Origin of the sequence: Pelagibacterium sediminicola (assembly GCF_003390885.1) — a bacterium.
GTDB classification, from domain to species: Bacteria; Pseudomonadota; Alphaproteobacteria; order Rhizobiales; family Devosiaceae; genus Pelagibacterium; species Pelagibacterium sediminicola.
In genome coordinates this window covers 483,497-501,960 of the sequence record NZ_QMEL01000001.1, presented here as the reverse complement: position 1 = coordinate 501,960, position 18,464 = coordinate 483,497, and the positions used below count along the sequence as shown (strand labels likewise).

Genomic DNA, 18,464 nt, shown 5'->3' with positions numbered 1-18,464 from the left:
AAAAATGAACATCAACAAGATCGACGACCGCTTTGCAACGACCGGCCAGGTCCGCCCCCAGGACATCGAAGAGCTCGCCCGCGAGGGTTATAGGAGCATCGTCTGCGCGAGGCCCGACGATGAGGAACAGGGCCAGCCCGCCTTTGCCGAGATTGCCCGCGAGGCCGAACGGCACGGCATGAGCATCGTCCACATCCCGGTCAGCGGCCCCCCCCCCTCGCCCGAGCAGGTCGCCCGGTTTGAAAAAGCCATGGAAACCATGGAAGGTCCGGTTCTGGGCTTTTGCCGCGGCGGCAGCCGGGCCGCCGCCCTTTACGCCGCCATCGCGCGCTGACCCCACCGCTTTGACATCAGCGCCGCCTGTGGCGGCGCCCACTCTCCTTTGCTGGCAGCACGTCATCCATGTCCAGATTCTCCCGATATTTCCCCTTCCTCCAATGGGCCAGGGCCTATGACGGAACGACGCTGAGCAGCGATCTTCTCGCGGCGGTGATCGTCACCATCATGCTGATCCCGCAATCGCTGGCCTATGCCATGCTGGCGGGCCTGCCCGCCGAGGTCGGCCTTTACGCCTCGATCCTGCCGCTCGTCGCCTATGCGGTTTTCGGCACCAGCCGCACGCTGGCGGTCGGCCCGGTCGCCGTCGTCTCGCTGATGACGGCGTCTGCCATCGGGCAGGTCGCCGCCGAAGGAACGATTGGCTACCTCGCCGCCGCGATGCTCCTTGCCCTGCTCTCGGGCGGCATGCTCGCCGTCATGGGTATCTTCCGGCTGGGCTTTCTGGCCAATTTCCTCTCCCATCCGGTGATCTCGGGCTTCATCACCGCCGCCGGGCTGCTGATCGCCGCGGGCCAGCTTCACCATATCCTCGGCGTTGCGGGGGGCGGTGAAACGCTGCCCCGGATCGTTGCGTCCCTTTCCGGCCATCTCGCCTCCATCAACCCGATAACGCTGGTCATCGGCGTCGGCGTGCTCGCCTTTCTGGTCTTTGCACGCAAGCGCCTCAAATCCCTTCTGGCCACACTCCGCATCCCCGCGCGCCTTGCCGATTCGATTGCCAGGGCCGCGCCAATCCTTGCGGTCGCGATAACCGTCGCGCTGGCGGCGGGCCTCGATCTGGGGGCCCAAGGGGTTGCCCTTGTCGGCGCGATCCCGCAGGGGCTGCCGGCCTTTGGCGTCCCTTCCTTTTCCTCAGATCTGGTTACAACGCTGCTCGTACCGGCCTTTCTCATCTCGGTGGTGGGGTTCGTGGAATCGGTTTCCGTCGGCCAGACCCTTGCCGCCAAACGCCGCCAGCGGATCGACCCCGATCAGGAACTGATCGGGCTAGGCGCGGCCAATATCGCGGCAGGGCTGTCCTCGGGCTATCCGGTCACCGGCGGGTTCGCGCGCTCGGTGGTCAATTTCGATGCCGGGGCGCAAACCCCCGCCGCCGGGGTCTTCACCGCCATCGGCATCGCGCTCGCCGCCCTGTTCCTGACCCCGTTCCTTGCGAATCTGCCGCAGGCAACGCTCGCCGCAACCATCATCGTCGCCGTGCTCTCGCTGGTCGATTTCGGCGCGGTGCGCAAGGTCTTTGCCTATTCCCGCTCCGATTTCGCCGCCATGGCCGCAACCATCGTCGTGACGCTGGGCTGGGGCGTGGAACTGGGGATCGTCGCCGGGGTCGTGCTCTCGCTGTTGCTCCATCTTTACAGGACCAGCAAGCCCCACGTCGCCATCGTCGGGCAGGTGCCCGGCACCGAGCACTACCGCAATGTCGAGCGTCATTCCGTACTCACCAGCCCGGACATTCTCTCGATCCGCGTCGATGAAAGCCTTTATTTCGCCAATTCGCGCTTTCTCGAAGACACCATCGCCGCCCATGCCGCCGAGCGGCCCGAACTCAGGCACGTCATTCTGATGTGCTCGGCGGTCAACGCCATCGATGCCTCCGCGCTCGAAAGCCTCGAGGAAATCAACCGGCGACTGACCGATGCCGGGATCACCTTCAATCTCTCGGAAGTGAAAGGCCCGGTGATGGACCGGCTCAAGACGACCGATCTTCTCAAATCCCTCAACGGCCGGATCTTTCTCAGCCAGCACGAGGCGGCCAGCGCATTGGGCGGCAGCATCGGGCAAAAGTAGCGCGCCCCGGCTCTTAGCCCAGTTTGCGGCAGCGCAACGTCATCTCGCATGGCCGATGCGCAGATGGCCTTTGTGCAGACCGCTCCGCCCCCGCTGGCCCGCCTCTCGGCTTTTTCCCCCGGATACGGGCGTCACAGGCTTGTGGGCTTCGGGATCTTTTTCCCCGCCGCCGCGCTGTTCGCCCTCCTCCTGGTTTTGCCTTTTCTGTCCGGTCTGCCCGCATGGGCCCGCCTTCCGCCCGTGTGGCACGCGACCGAAGCCGTCTTTGGCTATGGCGGCGCGGTTCTGGCCGGGTTTGTGCTCAGCGCCATGCCCAACTGGACGGGCCGCCCGCTTCCCGCTGGACGCGTGGTGCTCGCCCTCTTTGCCCTGTGGCTGATGGGCCGCATCGCCATGATCGCCGCTGCCCTTTCCGGCGCCTCTGCCATCGCCTTTGCCGATCTCGCCCTGCCTCTTGGGCTGCTCCTGTTTGCGGCGCGCGAAACTCTTGTGAGCGGCAACCGCCGAACCCGCAAGATCGCTATCGTGCTCGCCCTTTTTTGCGCTGCAAGACCGCTCGCGCAGATGGGCGCGGAAACGGGGCTCCGCCTCGCCGTTACAGCGCAGATGACGCTCATCATGCTGATCGCGGGCCGCATGATCCCGGTATTCACCGCCTCGGCGCTGGGAAACGCCGCCCGTCCCATCCCGCGTTTCTCAAAATTCGACGCCATCGCCATTATAGCCGCCGTGATCGCCCTGCTGCTCTGGGCATTGGTCCCCGCGCAACAGGCCACAGCGCTTCCTCTGACCCTTGCGGCAATACTGCAAGCCATAAGGCTCTGCCGCTGGCGCGGTCATCTGGCCATGCGGCATCCGGCTATCGCCAGCCTTCATCTGGCCTACGGGTTCATCCCGCTGGGTTTCGGTCTTTCCGCCCTCGCCCTTGTCCGCCCGGATATCGTTGACCCTGGCGCGAGCCTCCACGCCTTTACCATCGGCGCCATGGGGACTGTCTCGCTCGCCATCATGATCCGCACGATCGAGGGGTGGATCGGCGCGCCCTGGTTCTCCGCCCTCGCCAATAGCGTCATCCCCGGCTGCGCCGCCCTTTCGGCCTGCCTGCGCATCGCCTATGGCTTTTATCCTGACATGCTCGCCTTACAGCTTTCCGGTCTATTCTGGATCACCGCCTTTTCGGTGTTCCTCGTCCTTTACGGCCCACTGCTGACAAAGACCGCGCGTACCGAGTGAGCGCGCTCAAAGCCCCTGTCGGACAGAGCGCTCGGCGTCGAGCCCCTGCCAGTCCTGCGCCAGCCGCGCCACGGGCAGGCCGAGCAGATCGATCATGCGGCAGGCGGTCTGGTCGATCACCTCGCGCATCGAACGCGCCATATAAAACGGCGGCACGGGCGGGAAGATGATGGCCCCCGATTGCGTTGCCCGGCGCATGAGGTCCAGATGCCCCAGATGAAGCGGCGTCTCGCGCACCCCCAGAACCAGCCGCCGCCGCTCCTTGAGATGCACGTCGGCGGCGCGGATCAGAAGCGTATCGTTGAGGCTATTGGCGATTGCCGAAAGCGTGCGGATCGAGCACGGCGCGACGATCATGCCATCGGTGGGAAAGGATCCGCTGGCAATCGTCGCTCCGATCTCGCCGGGCTCGTAAACGCGGTGCGCCATTTCCGCCGTCTCGACCAGCGCGTCCGGCCCCACCTCGTGCGCCAGCGTCTTTTCGGCGGCGCCCGAGATGATCAGATGCACCTCGATCCCGCCCTCGTCGGCAAGCCGGCGCACGATCTGCTGGCCGAGCGCGGCACCCGAAGCCCCCGACATGCCGACAACGACCCGGATCGGGCGCATGAATCGCTTATCCATTTTCCGTCCCTTCTCCATCCTCGAGCCCCAGTTCAGCCCAGAGCGTATCGACCCGGGCCGTGACCTCGTCGGACATAGCGAGCGGCGTTCCCCAGACCCGGCTGGTTTCCGGCCCGATCTTGGTGGTCGCGTCCAGCCCCATCTTGCTGCCCAGCCCCGCTTCCGCCGAGGCGAAATCGAGATAGTCCATGGGCGTATTCTCGATGACGATAAGATCGCGCGGCGCCTCGAAGCGGGTGGAAAGCGCCCAGATGACATCGGGCCATTGTCGCACGTCAATATCGGGATCGACCGCAACGATCAGCTTGCAATAGCTGAACTGGGGCAACATCGACCAAAGCCCCATCATCACCCGCCGCGCCTGCCCCGGATACCGCTTGTCGATCGAAACGACCATCATGCGATAAGAGCACGCCTCGGGCGGCAGCCAGAGGTCGACGATTTCGGGGAACTGCCGCCGGACGAGCGGCACGAACAGGGCGTTGAGCGCCTCGCCCAGCCGCGAGGGCTCGTCGGGCGGGCGCCCGGTGTATGTCGAGAGATAGACGGGATTTTTGCGCATGGTGATCGCATCGAGGGTCACGACCGGAAACGGTTCGACGCTGTTGTAATAGCCCGTATGATCGCCATAGGGCCCCTCGGGCGCCGTCTCGGTCGCCGACACGCGGCCTTCGAGCACGATCTCGGCTTCCGCCGGTACCGGGAGATCGACCGTCCGCCCCCGCGTGAGCGGCGTGCGCGCCCCGCGCAACAGGCCGGAAAATGCCAGTTCGCTCAGCCCGTCGGGCAGCGGCATCACCGCCGCAAGGATGGTCGCCGGGTCCGCCCCGATGGCAATGGCGATGGGCATATCCTCACCGCGCGCCTGCCAGAGCCGGTAATGGCGCGCCCCGCCCCTGTTGGCCAGCCAGCGCACGATCAGCCGGTCGCGCCCCAGCACCTGCATCCTGTAGACCCCGACATTAATGTCGGCGGGATCGTCCGGTGCGCGGGTGATGACCAGCGGCCAGGTGATGAGCGGGGCCGGCTCGCCCGGCCAGCACCACTGGACGGGCAGCAGCCCCAGATCGATCGCCTCGCCGATCAGGATGCGCTGGTGTACGGGCGCGTTGCGCATCCGGCTGGCGCGCATGGTCAGCGCCGCGCCAACAAGCGGCGCCTTTTCCATGGCCTGCGATAGTGAGCGCGGAACGCTGGGCTGGCGGAGATCGGCAAGGAACGTGCCGAACCGGGAAAGATCGGCCGGTTCGAGCCCCATGCCCCAGGCGATGCGCTCCTCGGTGCCGAAAAGATTGGCGAGGAGCGGCATGCCATAGGGCCGCCCCTCGGCATCGACTGGCCGCTCGAATAGCAGTGCTGGCCCCTCCCTGGCCAGCACCCGCCTGTGAATCTCGGTAATCTCGTGGACCACCGAGACGGGCGCCGTGACGCGCCGCAGGCGTCCCCGCCGCTCCAGAAGGTCGACAAACGCCCCAAGGTTGGCGCAGCCGGGCACGGAACGGCGGGGAACAGGATTGTCTTGGCTCATGTCTTGGTTTTGTGCGCGGCGGCAAATGTTACGTCTTTGCGCCCGCGCAAACAGCTTTCCCCTGCCCTGCCCTATTGTGGCTTCACTCACTGGTGAAGGAACCGTTCCGCCATGGACCTTTCCCCTGCCGTCTTCCGGCTGCTCGCCCCTTTGCCCCTCGCCGCCGTCGAGGGTCCGGCCCGCTGGGCGCTTCGCGCCGTTCTCGACCGGCACCCGGCCCTTCTCGACCGGCTGGGCGCGCACGGCGAAAAACGCTTCGCCTTTTTGCCCGACGATCTGCCCTTCAGCTTCGTCGTCACCCCCGCCCGGCGCGGCCTGTCGGTCAAGCGCCGCGGCATCGCCCGCCGCGCCGATGTCGAGATCTCGGGGCCGTTTTTCCTGCTTCTGGCACTGCTTGAAGGCCGGATCGATGGCGATGCGGTGTTCTTTTCGCGCCAGATCACCGTTGCCGGCGATACCGAAGCCATCGTGGCGCTGCGCAACGCCATGGACGACAGCACGCTCGACCTGCCCACCGACCTGGCCGCCCACGCGGGCCCCTTCGCCCCCCTCGTCCGGCACGGCGCCAGCGCCATCCGCCGGCGGGTGCTCACCCCGGAGACGCGGTGATGGAACTGATATGCCCCGCCGGCACCCCCGCCGCCTACCGCGAAGCCCTCGAAGCGGGCGCCGATGCCATCTATTGCGGCTTTGCCGACGAGACCAACGCCCGCAATTTTCCGGGCCTCAATTTTTCGCGCAAGGAAATGGCGCAGGCCATCGAGCTGGGACGGGCGCGCGGCGTCCGCTCGTTCATCGCCATCAACACCTTCATGCGCGCGGGCGATGAAAGGATCTGGTACGACGCGGTCGATGACGCGGTGGCGCTGGGCGCCGATGCGGTCATCCTCGCCGATACCGGGCTCATGGCCTATACGGCTGAAAAACACCCCGCCCAGCGCCTGCACGTCTCGGTGCAGGCCGCCGCCTCCAACCCCGAGGCCATCGCCTTTCTGGCCGAAGGGTTCGGGGCCAAGCGTGTCGTGCTGCCACGTGTCCTGACCCTCGACGAGGTTGCCGCCCTCACCCGCAAGTCCGCCTGCGAAACCGAGGTGTTCGTTTTCGGCGGGCTGTGCGTCATGGCCGAAGGCCGCTGCTCGCTTTCCTCCTATGCCACCGGCAAATCGCCCAATATGGACGGGGTCTGCTCCCCCGCCAGCCACGTGCGCTACCGCAATGACGGCGACACGCTGGTATCCGAACTGGGCGCCTATACCATCAACCGCTTCGGGCCCGGAGAAGCCGCCGGATACCCTACGCTCTGCAAGGGCCGGTTCCATATCGCCGAGGCCGAGGGCTATGCCTTTGAGGACCCGGTCAGCCTCGACATCCTCGACCAGATCGACGTGCTGCGCGCAGCGGGCGTCAAGGCCCTCAAGATCGAGGGCCGCCAGCGCGGCAAGGCCTACGTCGCCGCCGTCGTCTCGACCATTCGCAAGGCGCTCGCCGCTCCACCCCAAGAGCGCGCCGGACTCGTGGCCAGCCTGCGTAATCTCAGCGAAGGCCAGAAGACGACCTCGGGCGCTTACGAAAAACGGTGGCGATAGCGATGTCCAGATCCTCGACGCTTGTCCTCGGCCCGGTTCCCTATCTGTGGGAAGGCGAGGCCTGGCGCGACTTTTATTTCCGCATCGCCGACGAAGCCCCGGTCGACGTCGTGAGCCTTGGCGAAACCGTCTGCTCCAAGCGCCTGCACTTTTTCGACCCCCATTTCGACGCGGTGCTCGAAAGGCTCGAAGCGGCGGGCAAGACCGTGCATCTGGCAACGCTGGCGCTGATCACGCTCGAAAGGGAGCGCCGCGCCCAGGACAAGCTGCTGGCGCGGGAAGACCGCGTGTTCGAGGTGTCCGATCTTTCCGCCCTTCACAAGCTCAAGGGCCGGCCGCACACCATCGGCCCACTGGTCAACACCTATAATGCGGCAACGGCCCGCCTTTATGCGGCACGCGGCGCCCAGAGCGTCTGCCTGCCGCCCGAGCTTCCCATGACTTCGATCGCCCGGATCGCGGAGGACGCGCCCGAAGTTTCCTTCGAGGTCTCTGCCTTTGGCAAGGTGCCGCTCGCCATCTCCGCGCGCTGCGCGCATGCGCGCGCCAAGGGGCACACAAAGGACAACTGCCAGTTCGTGTGCGCCGAGGACCCCGACGGATTGCCGGTGGAAACGCTCGACAGCCAGCCGTTTCTTGCGCTCAACGGGGTGCAGACCGTCTCCCACACCTGCAACGTCCTTATGGAAGAGCTTGCAGCACTGGAACGCCACGGGGTCCGGCGGTTCCGCCTTTCCCCGCAGCATTGCGACATGGTCGGGGTTGCACAAATCTACCGGGGCGTGCTCGACGGCACGCTTGCCCCAGACGAGGGACTGGCAAGATTGCGCGAGGTTTATCCCGGCGTGCCATTCTCCAACGGTTTCATCCATGGCGCGGTGGGCGCGGAGTGGATCGATGCGGCCTGAGCTCCACGAGATACCGTCCTCATACGGCCAGGCGCGCGCCATCAACCGCATCCGCGCCGTGATCTCGGGCCTCGATCTCGATTGCCCGTGCCGCGAACGGCTCGACGCCGCGCTGCGCGCTTTCGCAGCGCTCGAGGAAGTCCGCGAGACGCGGCAGGCCGTCCTCGATGCGCGACATCAGCGCGAGGTGATCGCCGCCCTTCTGGGACTTTTGAGCGAGATCGACGAGATCGGCTTTTACGAACCCGACACCACGGTGTTCGAGGAAATCGCCATGCTCTTCGAGGACATCGGCCGCGCCGGCCAATCGGGCGCCGCCGCCATCCGCAAGATAGACACCGCCCATTGCACGCCCCCGGCCCCCATCGTGCACAACGGGCAGGCGATGGGCGGGAAATAACCCGTCAGGTCGGGCGGCGTTCGGCCCAGCCCGCGAAGATCCGCTCCAGCGCCACGACAAAATAATAAAGAACGATCCCGAGGATCGCGAGCGCAATGAGCACGGCGAACATCAGCGGATAGTTCGAGGCGATACGGCCGGAATCGAACAGACTCCCCAATCCCCGCCCGTGGGGCGTCACGATCTCGACGAGATTGGTGCCGATGAAGGCCAGCGTCACCGCGACCTTGAGCGCGCCGAAAAACTCCGGCAGCGTCTTGGGCAGCGCGATCTTCCAAAAGACCGTGAACCGCGACGCGCCCAGCGAGCGCAGGATGTCGCGATATTCCGGCTCCAGCGTCGAAAGCCCGATGGCGATCGAGACCGAGATGGGAAAGAACGAGATCATGAAGGCAACGAGGATGGTGTTGAAATCGTGCTGGCCGATGAAGATCAGCGCGACAACCGGCACGACCGTCGCCTTGGGGATGGCGTTGAACCCCACCAGCAAGGGATAGAGCGCATCGTTCATCACCCGGCTCAGGCCCATGATCATGCCAAGGATGGTGCCCACGACCACCGCCAGCCCCAGCCCCACCACCGTGCGCCACAGCGTCTGCCAGGCATTGATGAAGAACAGCTCGCGATACTGCCAGAAGGCGGGCCAGAGATCGGACGGCGCCGCCATCTTGTAGGTGGGCCAGCCCATGTACCAGACCCAGAACTCCCAGAGCGCCAGGACGATGATGATGGCAAGGATCGGGGTGACGATTTTCTGGATTTCCGCGCGGGTCATATCGCCCCCTCCGTCTTGGCGCCGCGCCCTTGCGCGATTTCGATCTGGTCGCGCAATTGCGCCAGCCAGTCGACCGATTGCGTCGAATAGAGCATGTCGATGGGGCGGGGACCGGGCATGTCGATATCGAGCACGAACTGGGTGGTGGCCGGGCGGCCCGAGAGCACCACCACCTGATCGGCCAGGTAGACCGACTCGCGCAGGTCGTGGGTGATGAGCAGCGCGGTGAACGGCTCTTCGGCGCGCAGCTTGTGCATGAGCTGCCACAGGTCCTCGCGCGTGAAGGCATCGAGCGCCCCGAACGGCTCGTCGAGGATCAGGATGTCCGGCTTGTGGACCAGCGAGCGGCAGAGCGAAGCGCGCTGGCGCATGCCCCCCGAAAGCTCGGACGGACGCTTGTCCTCGAAATCCTCCAGCCCGACCATGGCGAGCAGTTCGCGGGCGCGCGCCTCCTTTTGTGCCTTGGCCATCGTGGGGGCGACGATCTCGAGTGGCAGGATGACGTTTTGCAGGATCGTGCGCCATTCGAGCAGCACCGGGTTCTGGAACGCCATGCCCACGGTCTTGCGCGGGGATCTGACCCTCTCGCCGTGCAGCCGCACTTCGCCGCTGTCGGGAAACATCAGCCCCGCGATCAGCCGCGTCAGGGTCGATTTCCCGCATCCCGACGGGCCCACGACGGCGCAGAACTTGCCCTGGGGGATCGAGAGATTGAGATTGTCGAGCACCGGAAGCGGACCCGCGACGGTCCGATAGGCGTGGGTAACGTTTTCGATCTCGATGAGTTTACGCATGCGCTCTTCAACACTCTCGGCCAGACCATGCAAGAAGCGCCGCGCCCGGTAGGCGCGGCGCACGAGGTTTCATGCGAAGGTCACTGGACCATGAGGCTGCCGTCATCGGGCAGATACGAGCCGTCGAAATAGCGGCTGGCATCGGGCTCGTTGACGAAATCATAGGTCACGGCGATCTGTTCGAGCGAGTTGGCGAACCGCGCCTCGTCGATCCCGCCCAGCCCGTTCTCGCGCACCCAGTCGGTCATGATGTTGTCGCGCAGCGCAAGCTCGAGCCGGCGCACCTCGAGGTCCTTGTCCATGGCCGGATTGCGCGACACCATGGCATCGACCCCCGCTTCGGGATCGTTGACCGTATCCTGCAGGCCCTTGGCGATGGCGCGCAGGAAGCCTGTGAGCTGCTCAGGGTTTTCACGCGCGAAATCGGTGTTGGCGATGATGACGTTGCCGTAAAGATCGAGCCCGTAATCGGCCATCAGGAGCACGGTCATGTCGTCTTCGGGCACGCCAAGGCGTGTGGTGTTGAGGAACGAGGTGAACGAAAAGCCCGTCACCGCCGCCACCTGGCCCTCGGCCAGCATCGGCTCGCGGGTGGGAAAACCCACCGGCTCGACCGTCACCTGCGAGACGTCGATATCATTGGCCTCGGCAAAGACGGGGAACTGCGCCCAGGCCCCGTCCGGCGGCGGCGCACCGAGGACGCGGCCTTCGAGATCCTTGGGCGCCTCGATCCCCAGGCTCTTTCGCCCGACGATGGAAAAGGCGGGCTTGTCATAGAACATCATGACACCGGTTACCGGCGCGTCGGGGTTCTGGTCCAGGAACTTGACGAGGCTCGCCGTATCGGCGAACCCGACCGGATAGGCGCCCGTTGCGACCTTGGGGATCGCGTCGAGCGAGCCCTGCCCGGCGGTGATCTCGACATCGAGACCTTCGGCTGCGAAATGGCCATTCTCGATCGCCATGAAATAGGGGGCCGCGGGCCCTTCAAACTGCCAGTCGAGGGCAAATGGCATATCGGTCTGAGCCAATCCGGGCCCGGCAACCGCAAGGCTTGCCACCGAAGCGAAAATCACGCGTTTGAGCATAGTCATACTTCCTCCCAATGAACCGGCCCGCCTCTTTTCTTTTTAAAGCGTGGTCCGATCCTCTGACCATGCCGTACTTTGTTCCGGGCGTAAACTCCTCGTCCGTGTGGTTTTCCAGAGATTTGCCCAACACCCGCTTTTTTACGTCGAGGTGAACCAGGTGACCAGTTCGGCGGTGTTCCTGAACCCAAGCTGCCTGATCAGCCGGTAGCGATGCGTCTCGACGGTCCGGGGGGAAAGGCTCAGTTCGGCGGCGATGGCGGCATTGGTCTTGCCCTGGGCCACCAGCGTCACGATCTGGCGCTGGCGGTCGGTCAGCCCCGACCGACCGTGATGGGCGGGCCGCGCCATGGCATCAAAGCAGTAGATCGCTTCCGAGAAGGGATCGGCCCCCACCATGGAGCGACCACGCACATGGCACCAGAAGCGCGTGCCGTCCCGCCTGCGCATGATCCGCTCGTCGGTATAAGAGCGCCCGCCCGAGAAATTGGCCTGCCACAGATCGCCCACCATAACGAAATCGTCAACGCTGGGATAGAGCATGGAAAAGCTCTGGCCGCGCAATTCCTCCACCTCATAGCCGAAAAGCGCCCCGAACGCGGTATTGGCGTCGCGGATGATGCGATAGGTTGCAAAAACCAGCGGCACCGGCAGGGCTTCGAGCGGGAAATGGCGGGCGGGATCATGCGGCTCCATGACGTATAAATACGTCTACCCGGCAGCGCGTGGCAAGCGCTAGACACGGAGAACAGGAGGAATTGCCATGGCGACCGACGGCGTCTTTATCATTGCGGGCAAGCGCACCCCGATCGGGATGCTGAACGGCGCGCTGTCGAGCGTGGCCGCGCACCAACTGGGCGCGGTGGCGATCAGCGCAGCGTTGGACGCGGCAGGGATCGCGCCCGATGCGGTCGATGAAGCGATCATGGGGCAGGTGCTGTCCGGCGGCGCGGGCATGAACCCGGCCCGGCAGGCGGCGCGCGGCGCGGGACTGCCCGATACCTCCACCGCGTTTCTCGTCAATCAGGTGTGCGGCTCGGGGCTGCGCGCGGTGGCGCTGGGCTACCAGCAGATCATGACGGGCGACGCGCAGGTGGTCGTAGCGGGCGGGCAGGAATCGATGAGCCTTGCCCCCCATGTCGCCCAGCTGCGCACCGGAAAAAAGCTCGGCAATCTCGAGATGGTCGATACCGTCATGCGCGACGGGCTCTCGGACGCCTTTTATGGCTACCCCATGGGGATAACGGCGGAAAATATCGTGCGCCAATGCGGGCTGACGCGCGAAAATCAGGACACCTTTGCGCTGCGCTCCCAGCAGCGCGCCTCGGCGGCGGCAAAGGAAGGGCGGTTCGCCGACGAAATCGTGCCGGTCAGCATTCCGGGCCGTAAGGGCGACACCCTTGTGTCGGACGACGAATTCATACGGCACGACGCAACGCTCGACGCCATCGCCAACCTGCGCCCCGCCTTTGAAAAGGACGGCACGGTGACGGCAGCCAATTCGTCCGGCATCAATGATGGAGCCGCCGCGCTCGTCCTGATGGGCGGGGCGGCACTCGCCGCCCATGACGCGCAACCTCTGGCCCGCATCGTCTCCTGGGCAACCAGCGGGCTCGATCCGCAGGTCATGGGGCTGGGGCCGATCCCCGCCGCAAGAAAAGCGCTCGAAAAGGCCGGCTGGTCGGTCGCCGATGTCGATCTCTGGGAAGCCAACGAGGCCTTTGCGGCCCAGAGCCTTGCGGTGGTGGGCGAATTGGGGATCGATGCGGAAAAGGTCAACGTCAATGGCGGCGCGATCGCGCTGGGGCACCCGATCGGCGCGTCGGGCGCCCGGGTGCTGGTGACCTTGCTCTACGAAATGGCGCGGCGCGATGCCCGCAAGGGCGTGGCAACGCTGTGCATCGGCGGCGGCATGGGCATTGCCCTGTGCGTAGAACGCTAAAAAGGCCGGGAGGAAGGATGATGGATAGCGAGATTGTCTGGACCCCATCCGAAGCGCAAAAAAAGGCCTCGGCGATGTGGGCCTTCTCACAGCGCGCCGGATTTGAAGGCGATTACCCGGCGCTGCTCGACTGGTCGATCCGCGAACCCGAAGCGTTTCATGCCCTCCTCTGGGATGCGCTGGGCATCGTCGGCGACAAGGGCGAGGCAGCGTTCCGGGCCGGACCAACCATAAAGGACGCACAGTTCTACCCCGGCGCGCGCCTCAACTACGCCGAGAACCTGCTGCAATCGCGCGACGCTGCCCCCGCCATCATCGCCCATCGCGACGACGGCACGCGGCGCGAGATCTCCCGGGCCGCGCTTTACGACGAGGTTTCGCGCATGGTCCAGGCCCTGCGCGCCGCGGGCGTGGACCAGGGCGACCGGGTGGCCGCCATCGTCACCCACGATATCGAAGCCATCATCGGATATCTCGCCACCGCCGCCATCGGCGCCATCTGGTCGTCCTGCTCGCCCGATTTCGGACCGGAAGGCGCCAGCGACCGGCTGTGCCAGATCGATCCCAAAATTCTGATCGCCGTCGCCGGCTACGGCTATGGCGGCAAGCGCATCGACGTGACGCCAGCGATCCGGGCGGTTGCTGAAGGCACACGGCTGGAAAAAATCGTCGTCATCGGGGATGGCGTGCCCGAAACACTTTCCGGCCTGCCCGCCATCGCGCTCGCCGACTGGCTGGCCCCCTTCGCACCGGGCGAGATCGCCTTCAACCGCCTGCCCTTCGATACGCCGCTGGCGATCCTTTATTCCTCGGGAACCACCGGCAAGCCCAAATGCATCACCCATTCGGGGGGCGGGCTGCTCATCCAGCACAAAAAGGAGCAGGTGCTCCACTGCGATCTCAAGCCCGGCGAGAACTTCTTTTATTTCACCACCTGCGGCTGGATGATGTGGAACTGGCAGGTCTCCGGGCTGGCGTCGGGCGCAACGCTCGTCACCTTTGACGGCAACCCCTTCCACCCCGCCCCCAATGCGCTCATCGATCTCATCGACGCCGAAGACATTGCCATATTCGGGACCAGCGCCAAATATATCGATGCGTGCAACAAGGCGGGCCTCAAGCCGCGCGAAACCCACCGGCTCGAAAAGCTCCGGCTGATCCTTTCGACCGGATCGCCGCTCATCGCGCCGAGCTTTGACTATATCTACCGCGACTGGAAGGCCGATCTGCTTCTGGCCTCGATCTCGGGCGGCACCGACATCTGCGCCTGCTTTCTGGGCGGCAACCCGCTGCTGCCGGTCCGGCGGGGCGAGCTTCAATGCGCCCTGCTGGGCATGGATGTCGATACCCTCGACGACGAGGGCCATCCGGTCTCCGGCGCGCCGGGCGAATTCGTATGCCGCAACGCCCACCTCTCGATGCCGGTCCGTTTCTGGGGCGACCCGGACGGCAAACGCTACCACGAGTCCTATTTTGCGCGGTTCCCCGGCATCTGGGCGCATGGAGACTATGTCGAAAAGCGCCCTTCGGGCGGCTTCATCATCCATGGCCGTTCCGATACGACGCTCAACCCCGGCGGGGTGAGGATCGGCACGGCGGAAATCTACCGCCAGACCGAAACGATCCCCCAGATCGGGGAGGCCATTGCCGTGGGCCAGGACATCGCCGGCGACCAGCGGGTCATCCTGTTCGTCACCATGCGCGATGGCGCCGCGCTCGATGAGGCGCTCGAAAAGACCATCCGCGCGCGCATCCGCTCGGGCGCGAGCCCCAGGCACGTGCCCGCAAGGATCATTGCTGTGGCGGCCATCCCGCGCACCCGTTCGGGCAAGATTTCCGAGATCGCGGTGCGCGACGTGATCCACGGACGCCCGGTCAAGAACACCACGGCGCTGACCAACCCCGAAGCGCTGGACCTTTACCGCGACCTGCCGCAATTGCGCGACTGAACGCGCCCGTCCATGCCGCAAGGCCGCTCCCCGGAGCGGCCTTTTTCGTTGCAATCATCGATGGCGTGAAAAAAGCGCCTTCCATATCCCCTTGAAATGCCTCAACAATTGCAATCGATTACATTTTTGGACACCCCCAGGCATTTCGCAACCTATACTTAATTGTCTTGTCCGTATTCTTACCCGATACCAATGGCGATTGCGTGGGAGGGGGATGCCATGACGTCATTATTGGCCAGATTGGGCAATATCAAAATGTCGACGATGATCGCGGGCACGGTCATCGGGGGGATGATCGCCGTCGTCGTCGCCATCGTTCTGGCGGTTTATCTTAACCTCACGGCGGGCACCGACCGGCTGGCGCGCGACACCCAGAACGATACGGTCAGAACCGCCTCGACCATTCTGGTGGGCCAGCTCGCCGGATCGAAGGTCTTCTGGACAGAGGACGGGGAACTGGACCGCGTGGGAACCTGGGCGATCCCGCCCATGAGCTATGATTACGTCATCATGGATTCGATCGCGCGCGTCACGGGCCATTCCGCCGCGCTCTTCAATCTCAAAAATGACGGCTCGGCCTTCACCCAGATCACCACCTCGCTGCAGGACGCCGAAGGCACCCGGGTCGTCCACCCCGATATCGCCTCCGATAGCGAGCTGTTCGGGGCGATGATGTCGCGCACCGCCGTCTATGACGAGATCGAGCTCGATGGCGAGGCCTATTACGTCGTTTACCAGCCCATCGCGACCATGACCGAGGAGGGCGTGCTCGGCGTATTCCTCGTCGCCATATCGGCGGCGGCCATTGGGGGTCTCGTTGTCGAGACGTTCAATCTCATGCTCATGGTCTCCGCGATCACGCTGGTCTGCGGCATCGTCGTTGCGCTTCTTGCCTCGCGTGCGATTTCGCGTCCGATCCCTGCGTTGTCTGGTGTTATGGGGAAGATTGCGGGCAACGAGTTTGAGGTCGAGGTGCCCTATACGGGGTTTAGTAACGAGGTAGGGGAGATGGCCCGGGCCGTCGAGGTGTTCCGCCAGAACGGGCTGAAGGTGGCGCAGATGACCGAGGCGGAAGCGGCGCGGATCGTGGCCGACGAGGAAGCCCGGCGCAAGATGATGGCCGAGTTGCAGGAATCGTTCGGCGAGGTGGTCGATGCGGCAGTGGCGGGCGATTTCGGCAAAAGGGTCGAGGCCAGCTTTGCCGATGCCGAACTCAACGGGCTGGCCGGCTCGGTCAACGCGCTGGTCGAGACCGTGGATCGCGGGCTGGGCGAAACCGGAACGGTGCTGAGCGCTTTGGCCCAGACCGATCTCACCCGGCGGGTCGAGGGCCATTACGAGGGGGCGTTCGCACGGCTCAAGCACGACACCAACGCGGTGGCCGAAAAGCTCTCCGATATCGTGATGGAGCTGCGCGGCACCTCGGGGGCGCTCAAGACGGCGACGGGGGAGATTCTTTCGGGCGCCAACGATCTGAGTGAACGCACCACGCGCCAGGCGGCAACCATTGAGGAGACCTCGGCGGCCATGGAGCAGTTGGCGGCAACGGTGATGGAGAACGCCAAGCGGGCCCAGGACGCCAGCCAGACGGCGGTGACGGTGACCAGCGCGGCCGAAGAGGGCGGGCAGGTGATGGACGAGGCGACCTCGGCCATGGAGCGGATCACGACGTCTTCGGCCAAGGTGTCCGACATCATCAAGATGATCGACGACATCGCGTTCCAGACCAACCTTCTGGCGCTCAACGCTTCGGTGGAAGCGGCGCGGGCCGGGGAGGCGGGCAAGGGGTTCGCGGTGGTTGCGGTCGAGGTGCGGCGGCTGGCGCAATCGGCGGCGGAAGCCTCTTCTGAGGTCAAGGCGCTGATCGAGCAGTCCTCGCACGAGGTGGATGGCGGGTCACGGCTTGTGGCGCAGGCGGCTGAAAAGCTTGTGGCCATGCTCGAGGCGGCGCGGGCCAACACCGCGCAGATGGAAGAGATCGCGCGCCAGAGCCGCGAGCAGGCGTCCTCGATCGAGGAGGTCAACACCGCGGTGCGGCAGATGGACGAGATGACCCAGCACAACGCGGCGCTGGTTGAAGAGACCAACGCGGCGATCGCCCAGACCGAGGAGCAGGCGAGCGCGCTCGACCGGATTGTGGAGGTCTTCCGGCTCGACGGGCCCGGCACCGCATCCCAGCAGCGGCCCGACCCCACCCCCTCATCCACCCAGCCAAAGGTCAGGCAGGCCCAGGCCGCCTATCTCAGCCATGGCAGCGCCGCAATCGATGCCGATTGGAATGAGGTTTAGAGCAGTTCAGGTCTTGACGGAATCACCGAGGCTATACGCATGTGGAAACCGTGCTCTGGACCCCGGTAACAAGTACCGGGGTGACGGTGGAGTTTTAGGCAACAGCTTGCCAAAAGCACCAGTGTCATTCCGGTATTCATTACCGGCAATCCAGCGCAATCTTTCAAAACGCGCCGCTCTGTGCCGGTTCAATCAAAACGTGGAATGATCCTAGAGTACCCCGACTTCACCCGGTTGATCCGGGCGGTGACGGAGGAAAAGCGTTACGCCCGGCGGATCACGCCTTGAAGGCGGGTGTGGCTGGTGGGTATGTCCTGCCGCGCCAGCTTTTCAGCGACATGCATCCAGTCGCGCAACAGCCCCCGGTCCTCCTTGGAGAACCGCGCCCGGTGCTTGAGGGCCGCAAATGAATCACCGGGGTTGCAGCGCTCGTAATCGGCGCCGATGAGGGCCTCGTACTGGGCGCGCAGTTCCGGATCGTCCGGCCCTATCGCCTGCCCAAGCCCATTGCCGTAAAAAACGATACGGTCCTCGCCATTTTTCGTCATCTCGCCTCTCGACCTCCTATGGCTCCGGCCAGTCATAAACATGGATCAGCTTGGGATCGTCGGCGTGCTCGATCAGCATCCGGCGCACGCGGTCCTGCCAGAGCGTCCCGAACCGTTCGAGCTCCCCCGCGTCGGCCCGGCCCGAAACGGCCTTCGGCATCAGCGCGTCCATGCGCGGATCGTGGGGAACGGCGCCCGTGTCGATATCGACGATGACGCCCGCGCCGGTGTCCCGGCGCCTGAGCCCGATGGTGCCCGCGATGGGTGCGTCGAAAATAAGCAGGCCCCGGCGCCCGAAACGCCCGCCCGGCCCGATCCCGTAAAACCCCGTCTCGGGCGCCGCCCCCGTCAGGAGCGTTGCAACCGCGGCGATGACGCCGGTCGCCCCCTCGGCACGCCCGCCGCGCATATGCACCGCAATGGCGCCGCGCTCGGGCACCTGTCTGTCATAAAGCCAGCCAAGCCCCTCGACCAGCATCAGCCACGCGCCCGCCACCGTCGGGCAGGAATGCCCGGCAAGGCGCACCGCATCAGCATAGCGATAGGTGATCACCCCGCCATGGCCCGTGCCAAGGAACGCTGCGAGCGGATCGCGCATGCGCACGACCGGCACCGCGTCGAAAAACGCCGGGAAAGCCTCCTCCTGGCTTTGCGGGAACGGCACGATCCCCAT

The 18,464-nt window shown here is 65.1% G+C and carries 18 protein-coding genes; 10 read left to right on the top strand and 8 right to left on the bottom strand.

Going from position 1 to position 18,464, the window contains the following annotated elements; all coding sequences use genetic code 11:
- Positions 1–4: 4 nt before the first annotated feature.
- From DQG18_RS02385 to DQG18_RS02375, 3 genes are all read left to right on the top strand, one after another.
- Entirely contained in the window at positions 5–334 is a 330-nt protein-coding gene (locus DQG18_RS02385; RefSeq protein ID WP_198669630.1) for a protein tyrosine phosphatase family protein, read from the top strand.
- Between the two features lie 68 nt (positions 335–402).
- Entirely contained in the window at positions 403–2,127 is a 1,725-nt protein-coding gene (locus tag DQG18_RS02380; protein ID WP_116652600.1) for a SulP family inorganic anion transporter, read from the top strand.
- 48 nt (positions 2,128–2,175) lie between these two features.
- The gene (locus DQG18_RS02375) at positions 2,176–3,360 is read left to right on the top strand and encodes an NnrS family protein (RefSeq protein ID WP_116652599.1); all 1,185 of its coding nucleotides are present in this window, start codon (positions 2,176–2,178) and stop codon (positions 3,358–3,360) included.
- A gap of 6 nt (positions 3,361–3,366) precedes the next feature.
- Here DQG18_RS02375 and DQG18_RS02370 read toward each other — a convergent pair whose 3' ends face one another.
- Both DQG18_RS02370 and DQG18_RS02365 read right to left on the bottom strand, forming a co-directional pair.
- Positions 3,367–3,984: a UbiX family flavin prenyltransferase gene (locus DQG18_RS02370; protein WP_116652598.1), complete on the bottom strand. Its 618-nt coding sequence runs from the start codon at positions 3,982–3,984 to the stop codon at positions 3,367–3,369.
- Positions 3,977–5,512, bottom strand: a complete 1,536-nt coding sequence (locus DQG18_RS02365; RefSeq protein ID WP_116652597.1) for a UbiD family decarboxylase — start codon at positions 5,510–5,512, stop codon at positions 3,977–3,979. Before DQG18_RS02365 ends, DQG18_RS02370 begins: the two co-directional genes overlap by 8 nt.
- A 111-nt stretch (positions 5,513–5,623) precedes the next feature.
- Here DQG18_RS02365 and ubiT point away from each other — a divergent pair, with 111 nt between their 5' ends.
- From ubiT to DQG18_RS02345, 4 genes are read left to right on the top strand one after another with little or no spacing between them, the layout of a single operon-like run.
- Positions 5,624–6,121 (top strand): ubiquinone anaerobic biosynthesis accessory factor UbiT, encoded by a 498-nt coding sequence (ubiT, locus tag DQG18_RS02360; protein WP_116652596.1) that lies wholly within the window; start codon positions 5,624–5,626, stop codon positions 6,119–6,121.
- Positions 6,121–7,098: a ubiquinone anaerobic biosynthesis protein UbiU gene (gene ubiU / locus DQG18_RS02355; protein WP_116652595.1), complete on the top strand. Its 978-nt coding sequence runs from the start codon at positions 6,121–6,123 to the stop codon at positions 7,096–7,098. Before ubiT ends, ubiU begins: the two co-directional genes overlap by 1 nt.
- Positions 7,095–8,006, top strand: coding sequence for a ubiquinone anaerobic biosynthesis protein UbiV (gene ubiV, locus DQG18_RS02350; protein WP_198669639.1), 912 nt, complete (start codon positions 7,095–7,097; stop codon positions 8,004–8,006). The genes ubiU and ubiV overlap by 4 nt, the downstream gene beginning before the upstream one ends.
- Positions 7,996–8,406, top strand: a complete 411-nt coding sequence (locus DQG18_RS02345; protein ID WP_116652593.1) for a hypothetical protein — start codon at positions 7,996–7,998, stop codon at positions 8,404–8,406. Before ubiV ends, DQG18_RS02345 begins: the two co-directional genes overlap by 11 nt.
- A gap of 4 nt (positions 8,407–8,410) precedes the next feature.
- Here the strand turns inward: DQG18_RS02345 and DQG18_RS02340 are convergent, their stop codons facing one another.
- The 4 genes from DQG18_RS02340 to DQG18_RS02325 all read right to left on the bottom strand — a co-directional run bounded on the left by DQG18_RS02340 (position 8,411) and on the right by DQG18_RS02325 (position 11,759).
- The gene (locus DQG18_RS02340; RefSeq protein ID WP_116652592.1) at positions 8,411–9,181 is read right to left on the bottom strand and encodes an ABC transporter permease; all 771 of its coding nucleotides are present in this window, start codon (positions 9,179–9,181) and stop codon (positions 8,411–8,413) included.
- Positions 9,178–9,975 (bottom strand): ABC transporter ATP-binding protein, encoded by a 798-nt coding sequence (locus DQG18_RS02335; protein ID WP_116652803.1) that lies wholly within the window; start codon positions 9,973–9,975, stop codon positions 9,178–9,180. The genes DQG18_RS02340 and DQG18_RS02335 overlap by 4 nt, the downstream gene beginning before the upstream one ends.
- A gap of 80 nt (positions 9,976–10,055) precedes the next feature.
- The gene (locus tag DQG18_RS02330; protein WP_198669629.1) at positions 10,056–11,069 is read right to left on the bottom strand and encodes an ABC transporter substrate-binding protein; all 1,014 of its coding nucleotides are present in this window, start codon (positions 11,067–11,069) and stop codon (positions 10,056–10,058) included.
- Positions 11,070–11,204: 135 nt separating this feature from the next.
- Complete coding sequence (locus tag DQG18_RS02325) at positions 11,205–11,759, bottom strand: LuxR C-terminal-related transcriptional regulator (RefSeq protein ID WP_116652590.1); 555 nt, start codon at positions 11,757–11,759, stop codon at positions 11,205–11,207.
- A gap of 67 nt (positions 11,760–11,826) precedes the next feature.
- Here DQG18_RS02325 and DQG18_RS02320 point away from each other — a divergent pair, with 67 nt between their 5' ends.
- The 3 genes from DQG18_RS02320 (at position 11,827) to DQG18_RS02310 (ending at position 17,243) form a co-directional block, all read left to right on the top strand.
- Positions 11,827–13,005, top strand: a complete 1,179-nt coding sequence (locus DQG18_RS02320) for an acetyl-CoA C-acetyltransferase (protein WP_116652589.1) — start codon at positions 11,827–11,829, stop codon at positions 13,003–13,005.
- Between the two features lie 17 nt (positions 13,006–13,022).
- Complete coding sequence (locus DQG18_RS02315) at positions 13,023–14,954, top strand: acetoacetate--CoA ligase (RefSeq protein ID WP_116652588.1); 1,932 nt, start codon at positions 13,023–13,025, stop codon at positions 14,952–14,954.
- 219 nt (positions 14,955–15,173) lie between these two features.
- Positions 15,174–17,243 carry a methyl-accepting chemotaxis protein gene (locus tag DQG18_RS02310; RefSeq protein WP_245958336.1) on the top strand — a complete coding sequence of 690 codons (2,070 nt, stop codon included), beginning with the start codon at positions 15,174–15,176 and terminating at the stop codon, positions 17,241–17,243.
- A 263-nt stretch (positions 17,244–17,506) separates the two neighbouring features.
- Here the strand turns inward: DQG18_RS02310 and DQG18_RS02305 are convergent, their stop codons facing one another.
- Together DQG18_RS02305 and DQG18_RS02300 are read right to left on the bottom strand one after the other, a co-directional pair.
- Positions 17,507–17,791, bottom strand: coding sequence for a hypothetical protein (locus tag DQG18_RS02305; protein WP_116652586.1), 285 nt, complete (start codon positions 17,789–17,791; stop codon positions 17,507–17,509).
- Between the two features lie 16 nt (positions 17,792–17,807).
- Positions 17,808–18,464, bottom strand: a complete 657-nt coding sequence (locus tag DQG18_RS02300) for a hypothetical protein (protein ID WP_116652585.1) — start codon at positions 18,462–18,464, stop codon at positions 17,808–17,810.